Source organism: Undibacterium sp. FW305-107 (genome assembly GCF_058788535.1).
In genome coordinates, this window is sequence record NZ_JBYTAV010000001.1 from 266571 (window position 1) to 292811 (window position 26241).

23 protein-coding genes are annotated in these 26241 nt (G+C 51.5%); 12 read left to right on the forward strand and 11 right to left on the reverse strand.

Translation table 11 applies throughout. The features are described 5' to 3' along the window. Window positions 1-39: 39 nt before the first annotated feature. Complete coding sequence (locus AC3WQT_RS01260) at window positions 40-423, reverse strand: DUF3592 domain-containing protein (protein WP_492701465.1); 384 nt, start codon at window positions 421-423, stop codon at window positions 40-42. 193 nt (window positions 424-616) lie between these two features. Here AC3WQT_RS01260 and AC3WQT_RS01265 point away from each other — a divergent pair, with 193 nt between their 5' ends. Then, entirely contained in the window at window positions 617-1159 is a 543-nt protein-coding gene (locus AC3WQT_RS01265) for an NUDIX hydrolase (RefSeq protein ID WP_492701467.1), read from the forward strand. A gap of 137 nt (window positions 1160-1296) precedes the next feature. Here the strand turns inward: AC3WQT_RS01265 and AC3WQT_RS01270 are convergent, their stop codons facing one another. Next, entirely contained in the window at window positions 1297-2058 is a 762-nt protein-coding gene (locus AC3WQT_RS01270; protein ID WP_492701469.1) for a lysozyme inhibitor LprI family protein, read from the reverse strand. A gap of 150 nt (window positions 2059-2208) precedes the next feature. Continuing rightward, the gene (locus AC3WQT_RS01275) at window positions 2209-2586 is read right to left on the reverse strand and encodes a hypothetical protein (protein WP_492701471.1); all 378 of its coding nucleotides are present in this window, start codon (window positions 2584-2586) and stop codon (window positions 2209-2211) included. Window positions 2587-2926: 340 nt separating this feature from the next. Here AC3WQT_RS01275 and AC3WQT_RS01280 point away from each other — a divergent pair, with 340 nt between their 5' ends. After that, window positions 2927-3391: a hypothetical protein gene (locus AC3WQT_RS01280; protein WP_492701473.1), complete on the forward strand. Its 465-nt coding sequence runs from the start codon at window positions 2927-2929 to the stop codon at window positions 3389-3391. 175 nt (window positions 3392-3566) lie between these two features. After that, window positions 3567-4076 carry a hypothetical protein gene (locus AC3WQT_RS01285; RefSeq protein ID WP_492701475.1) on the forward strand — a complete coding sequence of 170 codons (510 nt, stop codon included), beginning with the start codon at window positions 3567-3569 and terminating at the stop codon, window positions 4074-4076. A 119-nt stretch (window positions 4077-4195) separates the two neighbouring features. On the opposite strand, the gene AC3WQT_RS01290 is transcribed toward AC3WQT_RS01285, so the two are convergent. Continuing rightward, window positions 4196-4687: a hypothetical protein gene (locus AC3WQT_RS01290; protein WP_492701477.1), complete on the reverse strand. Its 492-nt coding sequence runs from the start codon at window positions 4685-4687 to the stop codon at window positions 4196-4198. A 390-nt stretch (window positions 4688-5077) separates the two neighbouring features. Beyond that, window positions 5078-6076 carry a LysR family transcriptional regulator gene (locus tag AC3WQT_RS01295; RefSeq protein WP_492701479.1) on the reverse strand — a complete coding sequence of 333 codons (999 nt, stop codon included), beginning with the start codon at window positions 6074-6076 and terminating at the stop codon, window positions 5078-5080. A 245-nt stretch (window positions 6077-6321) separates the two neighbouring features. Between AC3WQT_RS01295 and AC3WQT_RS01300 the strand changes: the two genes are divergently transcribed. The 5 genes from AC3WQT_RS01300 (at window position 6322) to AC3WQT_RS01320 (ending at window position 12446) form a co-directional block, all read left to right on the forward strand. Next, a complete protein-coding gene (locus AC3WQT_RS01300; RefSeq protein WP_492701481.1) occupies window positions 6322-6612 on the forward strand; it encodes a DUF4148 domain-containing protein in 291 nt (96 codons plus the stop codon). 709 nt (window positions 6613-7321) lie between these two features. Further along, a complete protein-coding gene (locus AC3WQT_RS01305; protein WP_492701483.1) occupies window positions 7322-8851 on the forward strand; it encodes an FAD-binding oxidoreductase in 1530 nt (509 codons plus the stop codon). Window positions 8852-9050: 199 nt separating this feature from the next. Further along, a complete protein-coding gene (locus AC3WQT_RS01310; RefSeq protein WP_492701485.1) occupies window positions 9051-9905 on the forward strand; it encodes a SpoIIE family protein phosphatase in 855 nt (284 codons plus the stop codon). A 10-nt stretch (window positions 9906-9915) separates the two neighbouring features. After that, complete coding sequence (locus AC3WQT_RS01315; protein ID WP_492701487.1) at window positions 9916-10647, forward strand: carbon-nitrogen hydrolase family protein; 732 nt, start codon at window positions 9916-9918, stop codon at window positions 10645-10647. A 248-nt stretch (window positions 10648-10895) separates the two neighbouring features. Then, on the forward strand, window positions 10896-12446 hold the full coding sequence (locus AC3WQT_RS01320) for a methyl-accepting chemotaxis protein (protein ID WP_492701489.1): 1551 nt from the start codon (window positions 10896-10898) through the stop codon (window positions 12444-12446). An 88-nt stretch (window positions 12447-12534) separates the two neighbouring features. Here the strand turns inward: AC3WQT_RS01320 and AC3WQT_RS01325 are convergent, their stop codons facing one another. Beyond that, window positions 12535-12906: a hypothetical protein gene (locus tag AC3WQT_RS01325; protein ID WP_492701491.1), complete on the reverse strand. Its 372-nt coding sequence runs from the start codon at window positions 12904-12906 to the stop codon at window positions 12535-12537. 432 nt (window positions 12907-13338) lie between these two features. Here AC3WQT_RS01325 and AC3WQT_RS01330 point away from each other — a divergent pair, with 432 nt between their 5' ends. After that, the gene (locus AC3WQT_RS01330; protein WP_492701493.1) at window positions 13339-13845 is read left to right on the forward strand and encodes an Lcl domain-containing protein; all 507 of its coding nucleotides are present in this window, start codon (window positions 13339-13341) and stop codon (window positions 13843-13845) included. Between the two features lie 68 nt (window positions 13846-13913). On the opposite strand, the gene AC3WQT_RS01335 is transcribed toward AC3WQT_RS01330, so the two are convergent. Then, entirely contained in the window at window positions 13914-14816 is a 903-nt protein-coding gene (locus AC3WQT_RS01335; protein WP_492701495.1) for an amino acid ABC transporter substrate-binding protein, read from the reverse strand. Window positions 14817-14859: 43 nt separating this feature from the next. Next, window positions 14860-16323 carry a cysteate racemase gene (gene cuyB / locus AC3WQT_RS01340; protein WP_492701497.1) on the reverse strand — a complete coding sequence of 488 codons (1464 nt, stop codon included), beginning with the start codon at window positions 16321-16323 and terminating at the stop codon, window positions 14860-14862. Window positions 16324-16497: 174 nt separating this feature from the next. Between cuyB and AC3WQT_RS01345 the strand changes: the two genes are divergently transcribed. Further along, on the forward strand, window positions 16498-17403 hold the full coding sequence (locus tag AC3WQT_RS01345) for a LysR family transcriptional regulator (RefSeq protein WP_492701499.1): 906 nt from the start codon (window positions 16498-16500) through the stop codon (window positions 17401-17403). A 79-nt stretch (window positions 17404-17482) separates the two neighbouring features. On the opposite strand, the gene AC3WQT_RS01350 is transcribed toward AC3WQT_RS01345, so the two are convergent. Continuing rightward, on the reverse strand, window positions 17483-17782 hold the full coding sequence (locus tag AC3WQT_RS01350; RefSeq protein ID WP_492701501.1) for a hypothetical protein: 300 nt from the start codon (window positions 17780-17782) through the stop codon (window positions 17483-17485). Window positions 17783-18179: 397 nt separating this feature from the next. Continuing rightward, window positions 18180-19781 (reverse strand): WD40 repeat domain-containing protein, encoded by a 1602-nt coding sequence (locus tag AC3WQT_RS01355; RefSeq protein WP_492701503.1) that lies wholly within the window; start codon window positions 19779-19781, stop codon window positions 18180-18182. Between the two features lie 640 nt (window positions 19782-20421). Between AC3WQT_RS01355 and AC3WQT_RS01360 the strand changes: the two genes are divergently transcribed. Beyond that, complete coding sequence (locus AC3WQT_RS01360; RefSeq protein ID WP_492701505.1) at window positions 20422-21351, forward strand: hypothetical protein; 930 nt, start codon at window positions 20422-20424, stop codon at window positions 21349-21351. A 294-nt stretch (window positions 21352-21645) separates the two neighbouring features. On the opposite strand, the gene AC3WQT_RS01365 is transcribed toward AC3WQT_RS01360, so the two are convergent. Continuing rightward, on the reverse strand, window positions 21646-22089 hold the full coding sequence (locus AC3WQT_RS01365; RefSeq protein ID WP_492701507.1) for a hypothetical protein: 444 nt from the start codon (window positions 22087-22089) through the stop codon (window positions 21646-21648). A 407-nt stretch (window positions 22090-22496) separates the two neighbouring features. Between AC3WQT_RS01365 and AC3WQT_RS01370 the strand changes: the two genes are divergently transcribed. Beyond that, entirely contained in the window at window positions 22497-25910 is a 3414-nt protein-coding gene (locus AC3WQT_RS01370) for a discoidin domain-containing protein (protein WP_492701509.1), read from the forward strand. Window positions 25911-26241 lie beyond the last annotated feature (331 nt).

Consider the following 26241-nt stretch of genomic DNA (forward strand, 5'->3'; position numbering starts at 1 on the left):
TCACACATTGGGAGTTCATCGTTACTGCAAAGCAGCCACTCAGGCAAACACCAGTGCAGCAATGGCAAAGGCAATTCCACCAAGCACCATGTACCAGGATGTTTTTTCTTTTTCAAATACAAACTCATGTGGATGACTGGGGTCATACAACACACTAACGGGCCTGCCTGCTTCAAAATCGGCAAGCAGCTCAGAAGGGAAAGAATGATTTCGGGTGATCTTTTCACCCTTTTCTGTGGTGAAGGTAAATTCAGCGCTGTAGGCTGATTTGCGTTTGGTGTAATTGCTGATGGGGTCAACCACGGCGGGTTTGCCTATGGACTTCAAGTGCGCAAGGGATGAGCGCTCAGAAAAACCAGCACCCATGAACGTCAGGCCAGCGATCACGCCCAGCACCTTGAAAACAATCCCCTTCTTTGCCATGTTCCCGCCCTCCGGCTTATCGATAAAATGATGATGTTTGAGTGTAGCATCATCATGAATACCTGAACAACTTGGTCAGGCTAAAAATATCGTGCCCGCAAATTCATGCAGCCGAGCTGAGTAATCACATGTCGAAGGAACAGGCTGGCATGCCCTCCGCTATAATCTGCGTTTTGAATCCCGGACAAGCATCATGCAAGCCCAGCTCATCGCCCTGCTTCTCGCCCATCAATCTTACGACGCCACTGAAGCCGCGCATTTAACAAGTGCGCTGGCCTTTGTGTGCACTACCGCCAACTGCAGCAGTCGCGCCACACTGGCGGGGCATGTCACTGCATCTGCATGGATACTCTCGCCAGACGGCACATCCGCCTTGCTGACGCATCACAAGAAGCTCAACCGCTGGTTGCAACTGGGTGGGCATACCGAAGACGGCGACGCCAGCATACAGGCCGCTGCTGCCCGCGAGGCTTGTGAAGAAAGTGGCATCAGCGATTTGCAATTACTGAGCCAGGCACTGTTTGATGTTGATGTACACCCTATCCCCGCCAGAGGCAGCGAGCCCGCGCATTATCATTACGACCTGCGCTTTTTGTTCCAGGCGCAACGTGAAGAATTTAGTGTCAGCGAAGAGTCACATGATCTGGCCTGGGTGACGTTGGCTACGCTGGCGGCAGAAGATGGCAATGCATCGGTGAGCAGGATGGCGAAGAAGAGTTTGGCAGGCGGTCTCTAGCTTGATATAAGGTCGCTGCCAGATGCAGAATTGGCTACCTGCCCTACGCACTTTGTGGCACTACTTTCTTTTTTCAGAGAGCTGAAAAGAATGCAAAAAAATCCTTGATGAGCCGCTCTCACATTCTCCCTGGTAACTCACATGCCACCCCGTAAGCCACCCTCACAAATCTTGCTGCTTTTGGCAGTACGCAAGAAAGCTGCGTTTTGGATAAACGTCCCGCGGGCACCACAGCCCTGGTCACAACCGCTGTCTGGTGCTGCCAGGCTGATGTAATGCCGCTTGATGAGCAGTCTGGCCTTGCAGTTCCTGAGCTCGGGTTGTTTCGGGTCTGGCATATAAACGTAAGCCTTGCCTTTCCTGGCGAACCGGCCTTCCAGATGACACTGATGGCCGTTACCAAAGACCAGGACCGTGAAAAGTTGCACTTGATCTGGCGCGACTTTTTTCAGGACCAGGCAATCTTTCACTTTGAGATGTTTGCCATCTGAAAAATCTGATACGTGATAGTCATTGTAGGTGCCATCCAGCTTACTGTTTGTGGCGGCATCCTCATGCCATTGCTGGATAAATTCCATGCGCTTGTCGTAGGCATCTTCCAGACATTGCTCATCCTGGCAGGCGTTGCGCACCGACTGCAACCAATCTCGCTGGCTGGACTGCAACAAATCCCTGGTGTAATTCGAATAATCGGCTTGCCCATCAATATCTCCCACCAGGCTGGCCTTGCGGACAGCCTGTTGATACATACTGGTCAGCTTTTCATCCAGTGCACCGAGATCATCGGACTGGCAAATCAGTTTTTCTGCTGGCATGCTGGTCTTGTTGCAGTCAAAGCTGGTGGCATGTGCAGTACTGGCAAGAATGGAGAACAAAGCGAGAGTGAAAAGTCGGCGCATGGATGATGGATAATGGCAGATATAGTTTTTTGTAAGTAGCAGGGTGCGCCGCGTGCACCATCGTTGCATATGGATGAACGCTGGGCGCAAGGAACGCCGGTGCGCATGGCACACCCGAATGACGATTGCTGTTATATTTTGCGATTTTTTTTACATCACCGCAATCAAACGCACTTGCACGGCATTGCTTTCAGCTTCCATGCAGCGCTGTATGATGATCTGCAATTCTTCCAGCACTTCATTGTTGTCGCCTGATTCGGTCAGGGCGGTTTCCAGTGCGCGTATGGTGAGCAGAAGTTCGCTGGGGTTGACCCATTTGGCGTTCTCGGTGAGCCAGCTTTCATCGAGGTCATCTTCGCTCATGTTGTATTCAACGTCAGAATAATCAACAAACTCGCTTAACGGCAAGACACCCAGTTCTTCGCAGCGTGCATCGATATCTTCCAGCTCGTCAAGCAGGTAGCCCAGGTCGTCTGGCGCAACATCGTCGCTGTCGCTTTCAAGTTTTATCCATAAGACCATGCTCATGATTTGATTTCTCCCACTTTTAAAGATTTTTAAATAAATTTGATCACACTGGCTCTTGCTAAAGCTTACACTATGCGCAGTAGAACAGACATCTGGATAATGCTATCAATTCAAGGTTTTTCAAAGAGTCTGTGAATCGGGCTGTCTCTTTAAAACGTCTTTTCATACGGAAACATCATGAACTAAGACAAGTTTTGGTGACTGTGGCATTATATTTTACATAGAGCTTGTAACTGAACTGTGAACCAAGCTTGGAACCAAGTCTGTATCTGGAAAAGCGTGAAGTAAGTATTCAGTAAGCATTGAATGAAATAGTCTGACACCTGCTAAGGCGAGAAGCATGAAAATCTATTCTGAAATCATCGTTCTGTATGACCATGTCGCCATGCCAGGCGAAGATGATTTTTGTCCGGCATTCTGGCAGGCAGAAGAATTTGATTCGGATGGTGATTTTTATGGCGATGACGAGTCCAAAGACTGGACCACGCTGAAGCTGACCAAGCACTATGCCAATGGCCGCAATAGTGACTTTCATTTGTATGTACACCGTGAAAAAGGCGGCGATGCCGCACACGAACTGTCGCGCTATGTGCAATACCGTGATGGTGGCCAGTACAAAGAAAAAAAGAATGTGCAGGAAGCCAAGAACCTGTGCGTCGCCTCATTTGAAATCAAGGCAGCTTCGCTCGAAGACTACCGCGAATTTTTACGCACCGTGCATTTTTTCCTGGAACACACCGGCGGTATCGCAGCCAATGTGGGCGGGTATGATGCCTGGGATTTCAAGACGGAGTTTGTGGATTGATGCCGGGGTAGCTGAGCAGGGTGCACTGTAACGCACAACACACCGGTTTTATTAAGGCGCAAACCTGCGTGATACTCATCTGCCAGATCATACTGATATTGCATTTCCATTCGCCAGAAACAAAATAGCGCAAATTATTTTCGACGCATAAATGGTGCGTTATAACGCACCCTACATGAATGATATGGCAATCTGGCATTTCGAATTCTCATTAATCCCTACTGCAGGTATCTACAAGACGCATGGCAAGATGGTAGACTTTTTACCAGAATATGGCCGACGTCAGCCAGATGCGCCATTCTTGGAAGACGCCGTTTTTTTCAATTATTGGGCAGGCTCTGATCTGTCATCGGCACCAGTGCGCTTGCTGGAACAATTACTGCCACAAAAAAAATCATGGCGTGACGATGTGCGCATGTATGGCAGTAAAGACCAAAGTCAGTTGGAGGTAGGGAATGAGGATATACGTTGCATTTTTAACGTCGGCAAGCTGGATATCCCATTATTAACAAGCGTTGTCAACATTGCGCACGATCTGGATTGCAAACTCGCGCTGAAAGATGAAGGCAGACTGATAGACCCAGACATGGATATGGTCTTCGAAGCGCTGCGTGATTCTTTAGCCTGGAAATTTGTGAAAGACCCAGAGGGAGTCCTCACTCGCGGAGAGTATGTGAATCGATGAGACTCATTATAATGATCACGATGCGTACGATTATGTGAATTCGTAGGGCGCATTGCAATGCGCCGCATGCATGCGTCGTGCACAGCATTGCCATTTTGTCCGGGCGTGCAAAATCCCTGCTACTTGATTAACTCCACCGAGCGCTTGAAAGTTTCGCAGACTATCCTGAACATACTGCCGCGTGAAAAATACCATTCATGAACCACGGCCTGATGGTCGTCTGTCAGGCTCACTTCATGTATCAATAAATCGCCGTGGCCAATTGTCCCAAATGGGGGATGAGCAAAGTCTGGCGGTGTCACGATGCTGTACTCAGTCACGCCAGAATAAACAAGGTGGATTTTCAGATCATGATAAGGCCCCAGAAAACTTGCTTCTATCTGGATGGCGCGAATCTCCGAGCGCTCACCACTTGCCGGTTCTGAGATACAGAATCGCTCCAGCCAGGCATCATGCAAGCTTTGATGGCTCGTCAGATCATAATTGCCCGTGTCTATAGCGAAGGCATACACGTCTGGCGGAAAATGATCACGATGCTCTTGCAAGTATCGTTGATAGGATGGGAAGTCGAAGTCATATTCCCCCACCTGCTGTGATTCAAAAAATTTCATCGTATAAAAATGTGTTAGCTCGTAGGGTGTATTGTAATGCGCCGCATGTGTGCGTCGTGCACGGCACCATCATTTTGCCCGAGCATGCGAATATTTCATACGGCGCATTGCAATGCGCCCTACGGTTACGGCGATGGTAAAAAATGGGGCATTGCAGAGTACGCATGGAATCACATCCCCAAATAAAAAATCGCCACGGAGGGGGAAGATTCCGTGGCGACAAAATACCTAAGGAGACACAACAATCATAGGATATCGGATTAATGTTACACAAGTATGACGACGATATTTTACAATTGCTTACAAGCATGTAAATCATGCCTGCCTGTGTTTGCTGTTCAAAACGTCCTTGCTCAATGCACCCCTGCTACATGACGGCTCACCCGCCTCTCAACCAACCCGCATCTTGCCTGGATGGGGTATGCCCAGTTCCCTGAGTTTTTCTTCGTGGATGCGGAAGGGGCAGCTGCCCAGCCACATGTCTTCTTCCGGATGCGGGAATTTGCTGGCGACGAAATCGACAAAGCGCCTGACCTTGGCCGACAACTGGCGGCGGCTGGGATAGACCATGGAGATCGAGACGGCGCCAAAGCAGTGTTCCGGGAACAGCCTGACCAGCCTGCCCTGCGCCAGGTCGTCATCAATCTGGAATGAAGTGCGCAAGACCAGACCCATGCCAGCCAGGGCGCAGGCGCGCAGCACGTCGGCATTATTGCTGATGACCTTGCTCTGGATGGGGATGCTGCGGTAAGAGTCGCGGCCTATGCGCTTGTCAAAGGCCATCCAGTTATCGCGCAAAAAGTCGTAATTGAAATTGAGGCAGCGGTGGCCAGAGATATCCTCAGGCGTGGTGGGCGTGCCATGCTCCTTGAGGTAGCTGGGCGAGGCACACAGCAGCACTTCAGAAGTGGCCAGCTTGCGTGAGATCATGCTGCCGTCTATCTTTTGCAAATCCAGGTAAAAACCGACATCAATGCCCTCTTCGACCAGATCAACCTGGTGGTCAGTGATTTTGATGTCGAGCATGACATCGGGATAATCCCTGGCAAATTCGGGCAAAAGCTGCGCCAGTTGCGCTTTGCCGAAATGCGGTACAGAATAGATACGCAAGGTGCCGCTGGGCTTTTTGGCCGCATACGAGGCGATGGCATCAGCATCGTCGATATCGCTCAAAATGGCACGCACCCTGTCCAGATACACCAGACCGGTCTCTGTCAGCGACAATTTACGGGTTGAGCGGTTCAGCAATCGCGTGCCCAGATGAGTCTCCAGATCCGCGATATAACGGGTGACAACAGCGTTAGACATGTCCAGAGCCGTCGCAGCCTTGGCAAAATTGCCCAGCTCCACAACCTTGGCAAAAGTACGCATTGATTGCAATCTGTCCATTTTCAAGCCCTTTATTGTTCCTGATTCAGCAATAGTATATTCCCGTTTTCATACTTTATTGTTGAATCCGAAAAGCCTACACTGCATTTCATCGGTGCAGTGCAACATAAATCAAAGCTCTTCACCGCGCCGCTGGCGACGACTTGCTTCAGTTGTTATCGGAAGTGAAATTTCACTTCTCATGACAATTGAGCAAGATCACCGAGGCGGCTTACTCTGAAACTTACTTATTGATAGGAACAATCATGAATGCGAAACAACTCTTTTTGGCAACCAGCCTGACATTTTTGACAGCGACTGCCGCTTTTGCTGCTGACACAACTGATACAACAGCCCCAAAAACCCGCGCCCAAGTCGTCGCTGAACTGCAAGAAGCCCGCGCCAATGGCGAAGAAATCGGCATGGAAGGCTACTCCTGGTACCCAGCTCAAAAAGCTGCCCTGGTCAAAGCCAATGCAGAAACACGTCTGGCTGCAGAAAAAGCCAATGCTGAAAAAGTAGCGACATCCAAAGCACAAAAATCGACACAGAACTAATTGTGTTGGTAATGTGTTGATGTGAAGGCCAGGTAATAACTGGCTGGCAACAGGAATGATGAAACCCGGTGATCGATGATCAGCCGGGTTTTGTTTTTTTGTATGCGTTGATCTTAAGCAGGAAGACTTCTCAACACAATGGGTAGGGTGCGTTATAACGCACCATGGTTTTATATGACACCCGGCTCTTAAACACCAGCAGTGCTACGCCATGTTCACACGCAACAAGCGGTGCGTTGCAACGCACCCTACTGTACTGCACCACAGGGTTTCACAGAGAAAACCTGAGCGTGCCATACTTGCAGACAGCGATTCTTGATTACCAGCCTCAGCGCAGTCATGCCAGACTTGATCCGGCATGACGGGTTTGCGGGTACTCCCATGAAAACCTTCGTCTCAGTGCCATACACTCCTCCCATGCCGTAACGCCACTAGTTGTTTTTTGTGTGAACGTGCTCACCTCATCTTGTGAAAACGATTATTTTAAATAACAATATATTGGTTTTACTTCAAGATAAAAAATCAGCATCAGGCATTTGTTGTGGATATCCCCTGAAAGAACTGCCGTGCGTTTGACCAGGTCGCGCAAAATTTTTGCGCCTGGCGGATGTTTGTGACGCTTCGCAGTTGCTGGCGAACTGGTCTGGGGGTTTTTCACGCTTCTGTTCCTGCATTCAACGCTGGTTTTGCCAAACTCAAGGAGAAGTATATGGATGCCTTATCTACGCCTGTTCCCGCCTCAGTTCCAACGCCCTCCCGCCGCCGTTTTTTGCAGACATCCACTGCCCTTGCCACCGCCAGCATGCTGGGTATGTCGGGCGGGGCCACCGCAGCACCGGCACTGCACAGCAAACACAACCTAGCGGCGCTTGCACGCAGTATGGCCGGGCGCCTGATTTTGCCTGGTGAGCTGGGCTACATGATGGCCGCAGCGCCGAATAACCAGCGCTATGCTGATATCCTGCCCATCGCCGTTGCCATGTGCGCCAATGACAGGGATGTGCAGTTGTGCCTGCGCTGGGCGATAGATCATCGCCAGCCCTTTGCGGTGCGTTCTGGTGGCCACAATTACGCAGGCTTTTCTACCACCAGGGGTTTGCTGATCGACGTGAAGGCGATGAATGGCATCAGGGTCGATGAAAAGGAAAATACCTGCACCATTGCAGCAGGTGTCAGCAATCAGGATATGGCCAACTTTTTTAGCGGCAGCAGCCTGGCTGTGCCGTCTGGCCGTTGTCCGACCGTGGGTGCGGCGGGCCTGGTGCTGGGTGGTGGATGGGGCTTTTCTGCGACCCATGCAGGTTTGACTTGCGATAGCCTGAAGTCGTCAGAGATTGTTTTACCCAACCAGCGACTGGTGGTCGCCGAAGACAAGGGCACGTATCAGGATTTATTCTGGGGATTGCGCGGCGGCGGTGGCGGCAATTTTGGGGTGAATACCTCGTTCACCTTTAACCTGGTGGATGTGTCGCACAACGTCACCATCTTCAACATCCTCTGGCCTGCCCAGCAGCAGCTGGAATTATTTTCTGCCTTGCAGGACATGCAGCAAAATAATCCCACCACGATTTCTACCCGCAGCAAAATCGTGCCGCGCCGTGCCGGTACCAACTACACCATGGCAGATTTGCAGGTCACGACCCTGGGCCAGTTCTTCGGCGGCAAAGAAGCCGCGCTCAAGGCTTTGGAACCGGTATTAAAAATGCTCACGCCTGTCAAGGCCGACATCCGCGAAATGACTTACTGGCAGGCGCGTGATTATCTGATTACGGACGACCCCAATGGCATGTATGACCTGCGGTCTTCGTACGTGGGCGAAAAAATGTCACCAGAAGGCATGGAAATGATGCTGCGCTGGATGCTGAAATGGCCTGGCGGTTCACTCGTGCCAGAAAACATGGGCATCCTGTTTGCCATTGGTGGCAAGGTGCGTGAAGTGCCCGTCAATGCCACTGCCTACCCACATCGCAATGCCAATTATATTTTTGAAATGGAAGCCGCCTGGGGGCCGATAGACAAGCTGGACGTGGTGCAGAGGCAGCAGCAATGGCTGCGCGAATACTTTGCTGCCATGAGCCCTTTTGTACTGCCGCAAGCCTATGTCAATTTCCCGAACCGCGAGCAACCCAATTGGGCACGGGCTTATTATGGCCCTAACCTGGATCGCTTGAAAACCGTCAAGCACAAGTACGATCCCCACAATTATTTCAAATTTGAGCAAAGCATCCCACAGGGGTGAGCTGGTTTGCTTGAGGCCGGACGATCAAGCACTGGCCCTGGTGTCGTCATGCCGCCATGCCAGGCTTGATCTGGCATCTTTGTCGTTATGCCCATGCGCCTGCATATAAGGCGCTTTCTCACTATTTGCCACGCTGTTGTCATGCCAGTGCTATATTCTGCAATCAAAATAAACGCAGCAAGTGCCAGCCATCATCAACATGCAGATCAAATCCCTCTCTACGCCTGCCGGCAGCAAAACCAACGAAGACCTGATCCACCACTTCAGCCACGCGGATGGCACGCTGGATGTGCTGATGTTTGACGGTGCCAGCTCAGTATCCGACCAGCATTATCTGGATGCCGCTTTGGGTGACCCGGCCTGGTTTGTGCAGCAGTTTGCGCTGGCGCTGGAACAGGTCGCCACGCCTGCGCAGACGCAGGCGGACAGCATCATGCTGGCCCTGCAGGTCTTGCGTGATCAACACAGCAGTTTACTGCAGGCCGCCGCCATGCCCGCTTATGCCTGGCCAATTGCGGCCCTGACCTGGCTGCGTGTGCATGCCAATGGCGAAGACTGCAGCATCTATGCGCTGGGGGACTGCAAAAGCTTTTTGCTGGATGCGCATGGCAAGGTCACCGATCTTGACCCTTACGAGAATCCGCAAGAAGGCATACTCAAAACCGCGATAGAACAGTTGAAGCAAGAGGGCCTGGATGAACAGGCGCGCTGGGCCAGGCTGCTGCCCATGCTGCGTGAGCGCCGCGTAGCACAAAACATGCACCCGCAGGCAACGATACTCTGCCTGTATCCACAAGGCCGCTTTGCTGCGCGTAAGTACAAAATCAAACTGGCGGCGTCTGACCGTTTATTCTTGATGACGGATGGTTTTTACAGGCTGGTGGATAGCTACCATCTCTACGATGAGCAAAGCCTGATGCAAGCCTGCGTCACCCGTGGGCTGGAGGCCATGATGCAGGAATTGCGTGCGCATGAAACGGGCAAGGCAGGCGGCATGACGGTGAAAAAGGCGGATGATGCGACAGTAGCGATGCTAAATCTGGGCTTGATCTGAAAAAAGAAGAATGAGCAAACACAAACTACGCATCGCCGCCTTCCAGCGCCATCCTGTTTTTGATGACATCAAAAAAGCGACGGCGCAATTATGCACTGACCTGTGCTGGTGCGAGGACCAAGGTGTTGAGCTCGCCCTCTTCCCTGAATGTTATCTGCCGGGATATGCCTCGGACGCGCAAACTATCGAAAAACGTGCGATAGCCATAGACAGCCCCACGTTCAAACACGTGCTACTGGAGCTGTCTGCATTTAACACCGACATCATCCTGGGATTTTTTGAGCAACGTGCAGCAGGCGTGTTCAATTCTGCTGCCGTGCTAAGGCAAGGCCAGGTAATGGGTGCGTATGCGAAACGGCATCCCAATGAGCGAGGTGTGCTGGCAGGAACTACATCCCCCGTGTTTGACAGATCAGGATTTTCTTACGGCATCAATATCTGCAACGACGCCAACTACCCTGATTGCGCGGCAGATATCCGCCAGCAAGGTGCGCGGCTTTTATGCTATCCGCTCAACAATATGCTGAGCGCCGCCACCGCTGACAAATGGCGCAGCAAGAGTGTGGACAACCTGCGCCAGCGGGCCATGGAAACCGGCTGCTGGGTGGCATCTGCTGACGTGGTTGGCGCACATGATGGCAAAATCAGCCATGGCTGCACCTGCATAGTCGCCCCGGATGGCAGCATCGTCGCCCGCGTGGCGGAAGGGAGTGAAGGGGTAATCGTCGTCGATATTGAATAAACTGGGTGAATATCCGGGTCTGAGAAGAGCCGTTCTCTTTTATCAATTGTTGCTCTTTATAAATATTTCACAAACCCGCCCCACCCCTCGTCACATTCCTCAGTTACACTCGTCAAACGCCTGATGTAGCCGGGATTTATCCCGGTCTCATACCAATTTCTCGCAGCATGCAGTTCCAAATACAGTTCCACAACACCATACAAACTTGAAATTTGCCTGCCAAAAACGGGCAAGATAATGGAGTCAGCATGAAATTCTCATCCAAGATCGCCCTCTGCTCTGCCCTGCCTGCTGTACTGTTTGCCGTAGGCGTGACCACATCCATCACCTCGCTGATGTCTACCCGCAGCCAGTTTGACAACTATATTTCAACTGAACAGGCGCTGGAGCGCAGTATCTCCGAGATGTATGCCCAGGGTTTGCAGATGGGGCAGGCACTCAGGAATGTGGTGCTTGACCCGTCCAACAAAAAAGGCGTGGATAATTTCCTGGCCGCGCAAGTTGCCTATGACAAGGCGTATGAAGAGGCCAAGAAAATATCGGCCAACAATAACACCGCACAAAGTCTGGCCGAGCTGCCCAAGCTGCGCGCCACCCATGCCCAGGCGCAGGAAAAAATCGTCACCATACTCAAGGACAAGGGCGATGCCGCCCCCGTGCTGAATGCCGAAGAAACTCCGGCCTGGCGCAACCTGCGGGCAGAATTATTAAAGCAGCGCGATGAAGCGGGCAAACGCTCGGCGCAGGAGCATGCCAACGTCAACAGCAAGGTCAGCTTCACGGTCACCCTCTCGCTTGTCCTGGCGGTGCTGGCTGGCCTGGTGGCAGTCTTCCTGAATTTTTATTGCCAGAAAACCTTGCACAAGGAACTGGGCGGCGACCCGGCGCAGGCCAGGGATGCCCTGTCGAATATCGCCAAGGGTAATCTGGCGCAAAGCATCAACAATAATGCTGGTGACGACAGCCTCATGGGCGTGTTGCAAGAGATGCAGACTTCACTCGAATCTTTGGTCAATGGCGTGCGCGGCTCGGCCAGCGGTATCGCCCAGGCCACCAACGAAATTGCTTCTGGCAGCATGGACCTGAGCAACCGCACGGAAAGCCAGGCCAGCTCACTGGAAGAAACCTCGGCTGCCATGGAAGAACTCAATTCCACGGTCAACCACAATGCCGACAGCGCCAAAATGGCCAATCAACTGGCAGCACAGGCATCAGCAGTTGCCAGCCGGGGTGGCGAAGTAGTTGAGCAGGTCGTGGGCACCATGCGCGGCATCAATGAATCATCGAAAAAAATCCAGGACATCATCGGCGTCATTGATGGCATCGCCTTCCAGACCAATATCCTGGCCCTGAATGCTGCCGTAGAAGCTGCCCGCGCGGGTGAACAGGGCCGCGGCTTTGCCGTGGTCGCCAGCGAGGTGCGCTCACTGGCAGGCCGCAGTGCCGACGCCGCCAAAGAAATCAAGTCACTGATAGGCAGCAGCGTAGAAGCCGTGGGCAAAGGCACGCAACAGGTTGACCTGGCAGGCAGCACCATGGAAGAAGTGGTCAGCGCTATCCGCAAGGTCAGTGAAATCGTCGCGCAGATCAGCGCATCAAGTGCAGAACAATCGACAGGCGTAGGCCAGGTCGGCCAGGCCGTCACCCTGATGGACCAGACCACCCAGCAAAATGCCGCCCTGGTAGAACAAATGGCCGCCGCCGCATCCAGCCTCAATGACCAGTCGGGTGAATTGATGAATGCAGTGTCGGTGTTCAGGACCAGGCAGAGTGGCGGGGCCGTGCGGGTAACGAGGTGAGCAGGAAATTGCCGTAGGGTCTGAAAGATATCAATATCGCAGCGTAATCGCACCTTAAGTGCCCCTTGTTCATACTCTTAAGCGCACCTTAAATCATCAGCAAGGCAAGCATGACAGGCAGGCACAAGAAACACCCTGCCATGATCGCTGCCCTGCCTCTGGTGTCCAGCAGCAGAGCCTGCCTGCCCAGCAATATGAGGCGGGTGATGGCACCCGCAGTCAAAGCCATGCACACCAAAGCAAGGCCACACAAAAGTATGGCACCACCGAATGACGACGCATTGTTTTCCGGAATACTCATCTCTCTGAAGACATAGATGAAGATCGCGATGATGGGCAAACCAAGCACAAGGGCTGCAATTGTCAGTGCGCGGCGGTCGGGCATAGCCGCCATGATGAGAAAGGGTATGGCGTACAAGGGCAAGCACACGTAGAAAAAGAAGCTCAGAAAGGATGTCATGCTTGAATGGGCAAATAATAGCAGTCCACCAGATCAAGCCCCATGCTGACCCGCACCGCTATTGAGTGCGCAGCATGTCATGCTGGCGTGAAGGGAGTATGTGGTGGGTGTGAAGAATGAGAATATCCGCAATCAATGCTCGTTTGAAAGACACTTGCACGGCACAGGTATTTTCTCTGGCAGGCTGCACCTTACACACCAGAACTCCAGTTTGACTGCCCCTCACCCGCATCACAGGATGGCGTGGGTGGCGCACTTCTCTGCTGCGAAAAATTTGGCAACCACAGAAAATCCTGGGTTATGATAATTAAAAATTACTGGTGGCGATGCGAGATGGAATGTGAAAAAACGCAGGCATCGTTTTATTTTCCGGCCTGGATTTGATTGCAGGCCCTACACTTCACAACACGGGTAAAGCAGATGGAAAACGGTATGAATGCAACAGCTGCAAAATACAAGATAGGTGAACGGCTCGACGGTGGCATTATCTTTTATCTCGATAAAAGTGGTGAACATGGCTTGATGGCCGCGCCCGAAGACCAGGGTACGACGACCAGCTGGAGCCCGGTCGGCAGCCAGCATGTCCTGGCCATGACAGTGAGAGACGGCATAGGCATGGGCAATTACAACACAGAGAAAATCATCAGCACCTGTGGCCCTGGTGATTATGCCGCAGTACTTTGTGCACATTATCAGTTGAACGGGAATGGCGACTGGTATCTTCCCTCCATCTATGAACTGGAATTAATGATAAAGACCATAGGCAAAGCAGCTACCGGCCCTAACAGGGACATCGGCAAGTTCGCGCAGAATTATTACTGGAGTTCCAACGAAAAGAACACATCTGAAGCCTTGGTCGTTGCAAGTAACAACGGTGGCCGAACCGATATTGTGAAAACCTCAAATCAAATATGTGTAAGGGCGGTCAGGGTATTTTAGTCTGCTGTTTGTTTGCGGTTTGTTTGCGGACATGCTTGGCAGCATGCAGGTGTGATTTGCGGATTGCGCTACTGCACCACGTCCGCCACGTCCGCCAGCGGGAAACGCAATGAAGAGCGCAGTAGCTGGCTCATCGGCAGTTGCAGTTTGATGTTGTGCGGCGGGATGGCTTGCTGGAACCATTTGTCGTACATGCGGTAAATGTCGCCGTCGATCATGATGCGGCTGAGTTCCTGGTTGAGCAGGTGCTTGAAGGAGGTGTCGTTTTTGCGGAAGATGATGGCATAAGGCTCGGTCGACAGTGAATCGCCGACTACCTGGAAATCTGCCGGATGCGCGGCGGCGGCGCGCAGGCCGTAGAGCAGCACATCATCCATCGCAAAGGCGGCTGCCTTGCCCTGGGCGACCATGGCGAAGCCTTCTGCATGGTCTTTGCTTTCTATCAGGTTCAAATTCAATGAGCGCACCTGGCCACGGTCTGCCAGGGTTTGCGCATTGGTGGTGCCTTTGGTGGTGACCACGGTTTTGCCACGCAGGTCACCCCAGTTGCGTATGCCAGAATCACTGCGCACCAGCATCTTTGCACCGGCGATGAAATAGCTGATGCTGAAATCAACTTGCTTGCGCCTTTCTGCGGTATTGGTGGTGGAGCCGCATTCAAGGTCGGCAGCACCATCAGCAATGGTTTGCAGGCGATTGGCCGGGGTCACGGCCAGGTATTTGACTTGCAGCGCAGGCAGCTTGAGTTCACGCTTAACGGCATCGACGACTTTGAGACAAATATCCATCGCATAACCAACCGGCCGCTGTTGTCCATCGAGATAAGAAAAAGGGATGGACGATTCGCGGTGCGCAATGATGATGGTCTTGCGTTCGCGGATATTGCTCAAGGTATCGCTGGCCATAGCTGACAATGGCAACAGCAGGATGACGAATTGCAGTATCACAAACTGAAAGACGAGCTTGACCATGAGATATCTTCCCCAAAATTTAATCGAATAAATGCATGCAGTTTTAGTGAAGCTGCGCTGCCTCGGCACGCGCTACGCATGCCTGCGCCAATATGGTCGTAGGGTCAAGCAAAGCCACCGTCGTACCAGCAATTACAAACGCCGGGTCTTGCTGCAAGACCAGCGGCAACTCGGTACAGCCAAGAATGACGACACTTGCCCCTTGCTCTACCAGGTGCGCCAGCGCATCGAGCAAATCCTGCCTGCTCACACCACCGGTATGGCCTGCCTTGATACCCAGCGGGCCGTAGATGGCGTTCATGACCTTGCCTTGATGTACAGCATCCGGAGTGATGAGCTCAAAGCCCTGGCCCACGGCAGCATCATGATAGACGCGGCTGGCGATGGTGCCAGAGGTGGCCAGCAGGCCGACTTTGGCAGGCAAAGGGAAACGCTCACGGATGTAGCCGACCGTTTCTTCCAGCATATTGACGATGGGGATGGACAGGTGGGCCTGTATGCGCTTGACGTAGGCATGCGCGGTGTTGCAGGGGATGGCGATGAGTGCTGCCTCGTTTTCTTCCAGACGCTTGCAGGCAGAGTACAGGGCAATGGTAGGGTCTTCGCCATCGGCAATCAGGTTGGCGGTGCGGTCGGGGATTTTGGGGTTGTGTTCGACCATGATCTTGATATGGTCCTGGTCGCGCGCGGCGTGGGTGTTCTGGATGATCTTGTCCATGAAGTCTACCGTGGCTGCTGGCCCTACCCCGCCAACCACGCCTATCTTGAAGCTGCGCGGTTGCGGCGCCTGCTCATTGCGCAAGGCATATTCAACATACACCTGATTGGTATCGACGATGGGTATGCCACGGCTGCGCAGCAAGTCGGCCACAATGGCGACATCGGTGGCACCAGAGACGATCACATCTGCACCGCGCGCCAGCAAGTGCACGCAAGCCTGGTGCAGGAGATTGACGGCATCGCCCTGCAAATTGCCTGCCTTGATACCCTGCTCGCCGTAGATGGCGCGCATGACGCAGTCGTCCTGCACGGTATCGTCAGGATAAACCACCGTGATGCCTGAACCGGCAACATGCTGGTCAAACAGTTTCTTGTTCTTGACATAGGTGGATGCCAGCACGCCGACCTTGCAGCCTGCGGGAAACTCTTGCTGCAAGTGGGCCAGCAAGGCGTCCATGATATTCACGATGGGCGTCGCCAGCTCGCTTTGCAATTCTTTGATGAAGGTGTGACTGATAAAACAAGGCACCAGTACACGCTCTACCCGGCTTTTTTCAAACTGCTTGATCATGTCGAAAATGTATAGTTTGCGGGCATTCAGGTTGGGGTTCTCGCCGCCTGAGTTTTCATTGCCTTCGAACGGATGTTGTTCAAAGAACAGTTCATAGCGTTCTGAAATACTGTCCCTGGCCAGTGCGCGGGCGACTTTGAAATACACATCCACACCTGCCAGCGTGCCCAATCCGCCGATGATGCCCAGCCGGGTTTTATGTGTTTCTGGTTTCATGGTCATGTTCATTGCCGGTTGATTTTCTATTTTTGTGCGTACAGATAAAGATACCGGATAGTCAGAAAATGTTTATGCAAAATCGGTCTAGTTTCATGCCGATACTACATAGATGGTTTTTTGTGCCGCGTGCGGGGATACAATGTCTGTCATCAAGACGCTGGGGGAAGGCATATGGACATCAAATGGCTGGAAGATTTTTTGAGCCTGGCGCAGACACGTAATTTTTCTCGTGCGGCTGACGACAGGCATGTGACCCAGTCTGCCCTCAGCCGCCGCATCCGCAGCCTCGAAGCCTGGGTAGGTGCCGACCTGGTTGACCGCAGCACTTACCCGCTGGTGCTGACGCCTGCCGGTAAAATCTTCAGCGCCTCGGCAGAAGAAGCCATGCGCCTGCTGAACGACACGCGGGCGCAGTTGCGCGTGCGCGGGCCGGATGAAAACCTGCTGCGCATCTCTGCCGGCCACACCCTGTCGCTGAACTTCTTCCCCATGTGGTTAAAGAGCGTACGCTCGCAGGTAGGTGAAATCCACGCCAGCATCCTGCCCGCCAATGTGCATGACTCTGTGCTGTCACTGGTAGAAGGTAATTGCGATCTGCTGCTGTCCTACTACCATGCCGACCTGCCGGTAGAGCTCGATGCCCTGCGTTATGAATATGTCAGTTTGGGCACCGAGGTAGTCTTGCCGGTGTCGGTGCCCAACCGCAAAGGCTCTGCCCTGTATAGCCTGCCCGGCAGTAAAAGCAAACCCATCCCCCGCCTTAACAACATCAAGGCATCCTTCTTTGGCCGCGTGGTAGAACGTGTACTGGCCCGCTCAGACCAGCCCTGCTATTTTGTGAATGCCTACGAGAGCGACATGGCAGAACTCTTGAAGCGCATGGCCCTAGAAGGCCACGGCCTGGCCTGGCTGCCGCAGAGCAGTATTGCGAATGAACTGGCAGAAGGCAAACTCGTTCGCGCCGGCGGTGAGCAGTGGTCTATGGAGATGGATATACGCCTGTACCGGGCGGTGGATAACAAGAACCCGGTGTTGTTGAAGTTGTGGGGGGCGCTGGGTGGGAATCAGGAGAAGTGATGGGTGTTGCAAACCATGTTTGCGTAGGTGCGATTAGCGCAGCGTAATCGTACGCATGTTGCATGTAATGCGATTCACGTTAGCGCTCTCCCCAGATCATAAGGATGGCTCCCAAAATCAGCAATGCCCAGCACATCAATTCGGTTTCTCTCATTGATGAGACATACTCCTTCACTTCTTCTGGCTCCCGCTCGAAAACTAAAGTTAATTTCCTGATTGAGCTTTTCCAAAAAAGACTTTCGAAAGTGCCACGACGATAGAGTCGATCTGCGTACTGTCCAGAAGCATGCGTGATATTCGGTTCGTAACGTCGCGCCCGCAACTCAGTAATCCATCCGCAAATCACACCCAATATAAACAAGGTGAATCCATATGGCATGTTTGTTTGCTTTCTCGATCAATTTTTTCTGCACTCGCATTCACCTTGGCATAGCCATGGGAACATTGTCTGTCCGCCCGCCTCTGGCTGGAGGCTGCTAATCTGGCACCAGGAATTTGCATATAAATCTCTGAACCCCGTAGATACGATTGGCGGCGCTGCATCGTACGCATGCTACATGCAGTGACATGAACGTATACAACAGTCTTGCCTTAATCTGCGGGAAGAACAAAAATCTTGCGGTGTAATTTCCCGTTAAAGCCAGTTTTTAAAATAGCAGGGTTGTTGCTGATATGCGTACGATTACGCTGGCGCTAATCGTACCTACAGTTCTAATCGTATCTACAGTTATTATTCGCGATTTATACGATGTGTAAAAATGCACTCTACTTACCAATCATTGGAAGTTTGCAAATACTCGCAAGCACTCCCCAGACTTCATATCCCACAAGCGTAACGTCCTGTCCTTTGCTCCAGTGAGTAAATAATTGCTATCAGCACTGAAGTCTGCGCGATTAATTTCTTCACGATGTCCGATCAGGACCTGCAAGCGCTGATTTTTTTTACCATCCCATATCTCAATATTTTGGGTGTCATTGACACTAATTGCAATCAGTCCTTTATTAACTGCGAGTGGCGTCCGGGTTCCGAATCTCCCTTCGGGCATATCCGAAAAAATGGTTTCGCGCTGCTCGTTATCAATATTCCATAGATCGACTTGATAATCACTATTATATTTATTAAAGCAAATCAAATTCCGTTCAGTTTGTCCCAGAATTTCACGTACTAAAACGTCTTTGACAATTATCTTTCTATCGAAAGTCAAATCTTTCGTGTGCCAAATACTTAAGGTAAGGTCTTCAAAAAAATCTCCATCAAGAGAAATAAATCGCTGTTTTGCGGCATCCAGAATGATACCTCGAGTTGGCTTTTCCTGAACTTGCGAAACATGCAAACATTCTCCGGTAGCCAAGTTCCATAAGCGGAAAGTTCTCTCATCTCCACAAGATATTGCGTACTGACCTTCTGCATCAGCACTAATATGGTGAATCCATTCCCGATGGCCGGTGGAAATTACCCGCAGACAGGTTCCCGTATCAACGTCCCAAGTTCTAATTGTGAGGTCACCTGTGGATACCAATAGCCGATCGTTGCTGCAGATAGCCAGACCACTGATGATCCCGGTGTGGCCGTGAAAGACGCGGACACATCGACCACTCATCACATCCCATAGCCGCATCATTTTGTCTTCTGAGGCTGAAATTGCATGCTTTCCATCAGACAGAAAGCGAATATAGGTAACAGGTGCAAGATGACCATGCGTGAGTGCAGCCGGATCGAATGTATTTCTCTTTTGTATCGCTTCTTTAGAAGTATAAGACTCTGGTTGCAAAGCCTGATACGGAACCACATGTCGCATCTTATTAGCAAATTCTTCAACAAATATAAATGATGAACCAAATCCCCAACCACAGACAACGCCCTGGCGCAACAAAGTTTCTCCAAACAAGCGGAATTCCACTTCCTGGCCTAAATAGATTTTTTCTTCAATTTCCTCGTTCGTGAAAACAGGTATTCCTCCGACAATAAATATTTTTGATTCATGCACGCCATTAAAGAGTGCGTGTTCAATACGAACAATGCCATGACGCTCCAGACATCTTATGAACTCCAGCCTGTGCAAATAATTATAGTCAGGTGCATGCGAATCTGGAGGCTGGATCTCTGAAGTGATTTTCCTTATTGATCCACCATTGTCATATTCATTCATCCATTCTTGAATATTCGCAACCACTATCTGCAAAAAGAAACGCGGCACAACTTTGGTCAAATTCTCCAAGTTGACGCGACCATTGCACAGTGCTAAAAGTAAAGGTTCGGGTAAAGGCCTGATCAATATTTCGACAGCTTTATCGATCACTTCCCGATCGGATGCCTGGGCATACATATCACCAAGAACAGAATTAAAAGCTGATCTTATTTCTTCAACATCTATCATTTCAAACCTTAACAAGATCAAATCGAAGGCAATGCTATTTATAAAGACTGCTAAAAATAATCAAAATTAACTCGGTAACAACTGCGATTTTACGCCCCTCATTGCCATATTACTTTAGTTCATTTACTTGAGCGTCTTATCCATCTGCGCCTGCAAAGCACTCTCCAGCGACTTCCTCAAACTATCCGCGAAGCCGTCATCGCAAGATCACTATCGGCCACGGAATTATGCTGCTATCCTTAGTTCGCAGAGTGCGTTGTAACGTGCGCTATATGCCTGAATGCATATCGCCGACTCCTTACCCTACCTTTGAATCACGGCGACGCTGGCCGTACGTCGTGTACGGCAAATATATCTTTTCCCCCAAACCTTGAAACAACATGCAGCGCATTGCAATGCCTTTCATTTTGTTTTAACGGAATTTGCGCAAAGCCCGACAAACTGGCGATTGAAATGGAGTTAAGTCGATTTACGTCAATTTCAATCCGCCTTGATACATTCCCCTAAAAACAAGTGTAAAAAATGTAACAAAGTTAAATTTATATTAATATATTTGATGTCAATGTTATATTTTTGATGCACTCTGGAAAGTATGTATGTTGCCACTAATGTCAATTTATTACCAAACAAAGGAAATGCGATGACTACAATAGCAAATCAACTCAACTCGATATCTGAAGCGAAGTTTGGAAAAAAAGGCCGCAAGGTCTACTTTAGCTCGGTACTTTTAGCACTTTGCGCAAACCTGTTTGTCCTGCCCCAGGCACATGCTGATCAAACAATTTCGGCCATGGCAGGTCCCTGGCCTATCACCATCAGGACATGCTCCTACGACGCGGGTGCCGTCTGCTCACTGACGTGGAGGGGAAAAGAGTTTATCAACGATTATGATCATGGCCGTCAACTTCAATCCGCTTCGTCGTTTGACAATTTAGGGGAAAGTTTTAATCCAACTGAAGCCGGGGCAGCGGTGCCGTATAACGGCGTCAATCCAAGTGCGAGCAGCAGTATCCTGCAAGGGGAGTGGGCAACCAGCAATGTCCTGGCCACACAAACCAAGATGGCATTCTGGTATCCGGTAGGTGGCAGCCAGGTATCAAACCACATCCTCAACAAGCGCATCACCATCGGCCTGCCCAACATGCCGCATGTGATTGAGTACCTGACGCAATTTACCATCCCAAGTAATGAATCGCATTCTTTCGGCGTATTTGAGGCGCTGACAGGGTATATGCCGCCAGAGTTTTCCAAGTTTTATACATTTGATGTCAGAAACAATGCCGTCATGGAAGCCCCGCTGAGTGATGGGCCTGGTGAGCAAAATCTGCCTGTCATTTTTTCCACACCAGACGGTGGCTGGGCAATGGGGATTTATTCGCCAGAAGCGCCACAACCCACGTTCGCAGGCCTGGGCTATGGTCGCTTCAGGTTTCCAGATACGGTGAAATGGAATAATGTATTTCGCATCTACAATCCATCTGGTACCTATCACTTCAGGTCTTACGTCATCGTCGGATCATTGGAGAACGTCAAGGTCTCAATGACGCAGTTATATAACTACGTACATTGAGTATTTGCCCGCGCATTTTTCTTTCTGATCCGGTCCCGGCCAATACGCAGCGCGCTTTACAGTACGCGCTGCGTAATGAAGCTTGAACGCGGGAGATTAAATGTGGGCGACTGAATGCGTGCAGCTCGCAGGGTGCGTTCTAACACACCGCATGTGATGTAATAAAGACGAGAAAAATTTAAACTCCGGCCATACAAAATACGTCTGCCAAGAACGCACGGCAAAGAAAAAGAATTGCTTAGCGACCATTGATGCGGTGCGTTGTAACGCACCCTACGTCTCAGCTAATCACATCTACGGACTCAGGATCTGTTTAACCGAAAAGTGATCAGTCTTCCATTTCAGTATCTCGTCTTTTTCTGCCTCCTCCAGCCGCTTGGAATTAAGGCTTGCCGGATATTTTCCGGCTCTATAGCCAGCAATCAAGAAAGCGGCTTCATCACCAATCGTTGATCCTAAACGTATTCTCGAGCTATATTCCAGTGCAACAGTCATGCATTCATCCTCAGAATTTAACAGAGCCGCAAGAGAAGGGATATGTTCAGCCTTGACCCAATTCGATATAGGCTCACGGATAGTGTACGTTTTTTGGGTTTTATTCATTTTCAAAAAAGCCAAAAACTCTAGTGGGCTCCCACTCGAAAAATTAAACCTGCCAAGATTTTCGCCCGCATGACATGCAGGAAGCAAAGCCATCGACAGCAGTACTACAACAACTCCAAGTATTTTTCTCTTCATTCGGTAATCCTGCCAGAAATTAATCGGATTTGAAAACCCGTTCGATTAGCACCGCTCAATCATACCCTCACCAAATTGTAATCAATAAAACCACAAATCCTGATATATCCACGATATAAAAGTTAAGGAATGTATAATTCATTCTCTTGTTTTTGTACTATTAGTCCCTTAAACAATGGCTATTTGACGATAACAGGATGACTTCCCGAAAGCGGGGGTTTGCTGGGTAGCAGGATGGAATTGCTGCCGCTATGCAGTAAATCTTCGCCAACATCGCTTTAATGCTTTCCCGTTTTTTCTCATTTGTTGTCGATTGCAGCCCATTCCACCGGTCCGTTCCTGTCAGACGGAGTTTGTTTTTGCGCTGACAAGGGGACTGGCGTGTCAATATACATGGAACATATTCTATGAAAAAAGTCTTGAAATTATTCTTGCTTGCTTTTGCAGTTTCTTTTTTCACCCACAATGCGATGGCGCAAAGCTGGCCCGTTACCAGGGTGGCGACTTCATCGGCACTTTGGCCCAATACCAATTTATATGACAATAACCCAGGCACCGTCTGGACCAGTAATGGCTATGCCGACCCCAACCACCAGGAATGGCTGGCTTACTGGTTTGACGGTTTTCATCCTGTTAATACCATCAAGCTGTATCCCCGTTATGCGGGCGGGCGCACGCTGGGCTTCCCTACTGCATTCAATGTGTACTGGAGTGATGGCAGCAACTGGAACCTGGCGAACAGTTATGCCAATGTCACCATGCCGGCAGCAGGTAATTATGTAACAGTGAAGCTGCCCTCAACAGTCAATGCCAATGGCATCCAGGTGGTTGCCACCCAGTTGGGGCAGGATGATGTGGGCAATTACTATTTCCAGATAGGCGAAGTCGGTGCAGCGAGCACAGATGTCGTTGCAACGGACTATTTCAGGAACCCGCTTCCTGGTTCGCCGATACTGAGCATGGCCGGTGACGTACCAACCAGCGTACTGGTCAGTGGTGTGCTGGCACCTATGCACAGGGTCAAACACCCTACTAACGTAGGGGCAAACCCGGGGACGCCTTCTGATCCGCTAGCGGCAAACCCGGGCATAGATCGTGATCTCGCGAAATATGGTGGTGTCACGCGCGAGTGCCTGAAGCTCAACCCGAATGCCACTGCACCCGACTGGGCATGTTATTCGACCTTTCCAGGCGATTATTGGAACAGCATCCCTGTCCTGGAAAGCCCGCAGATGAATGCCGTTTGCGGTACACCGGCCAGGGTCCCGGCAATCATTACTTCGTGCAGCAGTGGTCAATGCACTTCTGAAATCTTCATGAAGGATTGCCAGACCGGGTATCCAAACCTGGTGTCCAGCCGCTTCTTCAATTCAGAAAAAACTGATCTGAATTATGGCAACACGATCGATGACCCGGACTATTTGTCCAAGCAGAGTTTTAGCGGTCAGTACTACGTCACCGGTAATTACAATACAGCGCTGCAAGTCTTGCAGCAGGGTCGTATTCCGGTTGTCAGTATCCCGATTTTTGACCGGCCTCTCAGAGGTGGCTCTTATTCGCTCAGGCCTGATGCAGAGCAGGTCCTCAACAACGCCGTGGCGCAGTATCCGCAGTTGTTTGCATCGGGTGCCAGGATTTCGATTGTCGACGAGCCATTCTGGAATAATGACGACATGGTGCAAGGTCAGGCACTGGAAGATGAGATCACTGCCCTGCGCCTGGGTATCGCCATGATGCAGAGAAAATTGCCGTGGGCAAAGTTCGGGCTGAATCTGGTTGGCTTGCAGAGCAAGCAGCCGCAGATGATGGATGCGATGAAAAAACTACTGACACCAACCGGCGGCGTCAGCATCAGCCTGCAATGGCTATCGTCCGATATCTACATCAGTTCATTTGATATAGCTGCCCGCAACAGTGCCTTCAATGCCGCCAACTGGTTCGCCAACTACATGAAAACCACTGCCCCTTTCAACACTATGGAGAGATGGCTGGTGGTGCAGGGTTTTGGGCCTTTTGCGCATGACGTCGCTCCTCCTCCCAACTGGTCTGTCGGCATGGAAAACGACTTCAAGAGCATCATGAGCACCATGGGTATCGCCGGGCTCAACTATACCGGCCTGGTCGTGTGGGGCTGGGACCAGGCGTCTGAACTCGATGACAGGTTTACGGGCAAGTATTTTTCGACCAACGTCAAGCGTGTGTATCAGGCACCGGTTTGTTCAGGCGTTAACCTGACTGCTGCCACCCTGCCAGCCAGCGGCGGCACGGTCACTGCGCAAGCTGCTTGTGCCAATGATATATCGACCTATGCATGGACGGTGAACGGCACTGCCTTCGGCGGTAATACACAGTCGATCGGCATCACCCTGACGGCAAACAGCAGCACGTCTGCGCTCAACTACAAGGTCTGCTTCACTGCCATCAACATCGCCCATACTGCCCCCATCTGTAACAACCTGGTGCAGGCTGCAGCCAGTGCTGCCACGGTGCCGGGTGCGCCTGCCATCAGCTCGGTCTTGCCGGGTAATGGCAGTGTCACGGTGGCATTCAACCCCGGTGCACTGGGGTCGGGTACTCTGGTCAATTACACGGCTACTTGCGGCAGTGTTACTGTCAACGGCAACGGCTCACCTATCAATGTGACCGGCCTGACTAACGGCACAGCCTACACCTGCCGCGTCAAGACCAACAGCAGTGTGGGTAGCAGCGCCTGGTCGGCGGTATCCGCTTCGGTAACGCCAACGGCGACACCAGTTCTGCCTGCTGCACCGGCCATCAGTTCTGTTGTTGCTGGCAATGCCAATGTCAAAGTGTCGTTCAATCCAGGTGCACTGGGATCGGGCACCCTGGTCAGGTATACGGCATCCTGCGGCAGCATCTCGGTCACGGGTAGCGCGTCACCTATCACGGTCACTGGCCTGACGAATGGCACTGCTTACACCTGCCGTGTGCAGACTACCAGCAGTGTCGGCAGCAGCCCATGGTCAGCGGTGTCTGCTTCGGTGACACCATCGGCAGCAATATTGCCTGCTGCACCTGCCATCAGCTCTGTGATGGCTGGTAATGCGGCTGTTACAGTGTCCTTCAATCCCGGTGCTTTGGGTTCTGGCACACTGGTCAGGTACACGGCATCTTGTGGCAGTGTATCTGTCAATGGCAGTGCATCGCCTATCGTGGTCACTGGCCTGACGAATGGTACGGCATATACCTGCCGCGTGCAGACCACCAGCAGCGTGGGTACGGGTGCATGGTCAGCGGTGTCTGCTTCGGTGACACCAACGGCGGCGACATTGCCTGCTGCGCCTGCCATCAGTTCGGTTGTCGCTGGTGATGGCGCGGTCACGGTGTCGTTCAATCCCGGTACTTTGGGATCTGGCACACTGGTCAGGTACACGGCATCTTGCGGCAGTGTATCTGTCAATGGCAGTGCGTCGCCTATCGTGGTCACTGGCCTGACGAATGGCACGGCATACACCTGCCGCGTGCAGACCACCAGCAGCGTAGGTGCGGGTGCTTGGTCTGCGGTGTCGGCTTCGGTAACGCCAACGCTACCGCCAGTATTGCCAACCGCACCTACCATAGGCACAGCCACCAGTGTTCCTGGTCAGGCGACGGTGTACTTTACTCCAGGTGCATTGGGATCGGGCACCCTGGTCAATTACACGGCTGCCTGCGGCGGTGTTTTTGCCACTGGCTCGGCGTCCCCTATCATCATACCGAACCTGCCCAGTGGTACACCTTTCTTCTGTCACGTGAAGACCATCACCAGCGTCGGGGCCAGCCCATGGTCCAGCTGGACGACTGATCCTATCTATCCTTAAACTGGCTTGTTCCAGGATGCCGGTGAAGTTTACCGGCATCCTGAAATAACTTCGAATCAGAGGAGACGGTGCGTATTGAATATTACGTATTGCGCACCGCCTCCTCACACCATATCTCCCCTGCAAACACCCATCACCGCCACCTCGCAAATCTGCAAACTATTTTGCACCTCTACTGCAATCCCTGAAACAAACCCCGGCATTTCCCCCTACATTCTGTCACCGCATCAAAGTATGCGTAATCAGAATAGTTAGAACAATTTAATTCCCTACACTGCGTTGCGTAGTGCATCCATCGGCAATTCTTGGCCTATTCATGGCCAATTCATCG